Origin of the sequence: Shewanella sp. 5_MG-2023 (genome assembly GCF_030547465.1) — a bacterium.
Taxonomy (GTDB): domain Bacteria; phylum Pseudomonadota; class Gammaproteobacteria; order Enterobacterales; family Shewanellaceae; genus Shewanella.
On sequence record NZ_JAUORC010000070.1, the window covers coordinates 1 to 2065 of the forward strand.

Sequence of the window (2065 nt, forward strand, 5' to 3'; positions counted from 1 at the left end):
ACTTAGCGATGGTATCTTTGAAGTTTGAATTGAGCAGCCTGGAACATTATTGTGCTGCTATTGAATAAGCTGTTATGTAGTTCTCAGGAATAGATTAAAATGGATAAGTCGTCAGAAAGACCGTTCCCTTTATTAATTATTGTCGCTTTGTATTTTCTTTTTGGATTTAGTGCTCTGCTTACTTTATTCACAGATAAACCAACAGATTGGGTAAGTATTTCTTTTCTTCTGGTGTCATATGGCTTACTAACTAAAAATGTTCTAGCGTTAATTGCTCTAAAGGTTATCGTAGCTATTCAAGCGTTAGGTCTTGGGTTTGGTTTAATTATGCATACTCTATTTGGTGGTGACGGAGTTGCTCAAATGGGGTTGGGGAGTTTTCAATTTGAAGTTTCTCCATTACTATTGATTTTTGTTTTAATTTTGTATGTTGGTTTTCAATTGTATGTGGCTTTTTCTAAAGAAACAGAGGCGTATATAAAAACTACATAACACATATGAGCCTATAAACAAGGATGCAGCATAGCTGCACCTGTTATAGGAGCGTTAGCTTTCAAATCAAACTAGGTCGAAAAATGGAATTTAAGTCTCATAAAGTAATAGTAGACTCAGAAAACCCTTTCAAAAATGATAGGTTGAATCGTCAACCTCATGTTGATAATTTTTCAACTTTATTAGAGAACATTAGTTCTCCTATCGTTTTATCTGTAAATGCACCTTGGGGGCAAGGCAAAACAACCTTCTTAGAGATGTTACATGCACAGTTAATAAACAAAGAACATAACTCGATCTATTTTAGTGCATGGGAAACAGACTTTGCCAGTGACCCTTTACAAGCTTTTCTTGGTGAAATAAATGAAAAAATAGAAACACTCATAAACGGTGATGAGGAGAAAAATAAGGCTTGGGAATCCACGAAAAAAGCTGGTTCTCATATACTAAAAAAAGGAATACCGGCATTAATAAAAGTAGGGACAGCAGGAATTTTAGATACTGAAAAAATCATTGAAGATGAGTCATCTAAAATGATGGAAGGTTTAACTAAAGATTTCTTAGCAGAGTATACAAAAAATAAAGAAGCAATATCACAGTTTAAATCTGGTGTTTCCAAGGTTCTAAGCAACGATGGAAGTGACACAACTCGTTTGTTTATATTCATTGATGAACTAGATAGGTGTCGACCTACTTATGCAATTGAATTACTTGAAAGAATTAAACACTTACTTGATATTGAAGGGCTAGTATTTGTATTAGCTATGGACAAGATTCAGCTCTCTCACAGTGTAAAGGGGATATACGGAGCTGAATTTGAAGCAATAGGCTATTTAAGGCGATTTATTGATATTGAATATACACTTCCCGAAAGTGATTTAGATGCATTTGTTGATCAATTATATATAAACTTTGGGTTTAATGACTTCTTTCAAAAAAGAATGCAGTACCGTGAATTTCAATACGATAAAGATTATTTGAAAGATACATTTAAGTTGTTAGCTAACGCTAAAAAATTATCGCTACGTGAAGTTGAGCAACTTTTCGCAAAAATAAATTTGGTCATTCAATCAACGGCTGAAAACATATATCTTTACCCAGCATTATTAGCATTTCTTCTTATCGCCAAAGAGTATCATTATGATAATTATAATGACTATATCAATAAGGGTGATACTCCAGAAAAATTGATTAGCGATTTGTATGGCATGATCCCCGAGTCAAAGCTTTTAGATTCTCATTCTTGTGCTTTAGTAGAAGGCTTTTTAATCGGAGCTAAATACGATGATTATGATAGTAGTACAGTTGGAAACTCTTTGAAACGTCATGAAGATATAACAAAAGACGAAGGTGCCACTAAAGAGAAAAAGCGGTATTCAGATAAAATAATTAGCATATCCACTAGCTTTAATGGCTTTAGAAATTCTATAAGTTTAGATAGTTTAAAACAAAGAATAGAAATGGTAGAAAGCTTTCAGTTTAGTAGTTAAAGAAAGCTAACAGATAAGGATAGGCCGCGCGTAGCCGCGTCCTTATCCCAAGTGTTGAACAAGCCCGAGTGATACCTTTATAG

General features: G+C 33.8%; 2 protein-coding genes. Both read left to right on the forward strand.

Annotated elements, in window-relative coordinates:
• Positions 1 to 99: 99 nt before the first annotated feature.
• Positions 100 to 492, forward strand: a complete 393-nt coding sequence (locus Q4557_RS19645) for a hypothetical protein (protein WP_303415006.1) — start codon at positions 100 to 102, stop codon at positions 490 to 492.
• Between the two features lie 83 nt (positions 493 to 575).
• A complete protein-coding gene (locus Q4557_RS19650; RefSeq protein ID WP_102520064.1) occupies positions 576 to 1982 on the forward strand; it encodes a P-loop NTPase fold protein in 1407 nt (468 codons plus the stop codon).
• The last annotated feature ends 83 nt before the right edge of the window (positions 1983 to 2065 follow it).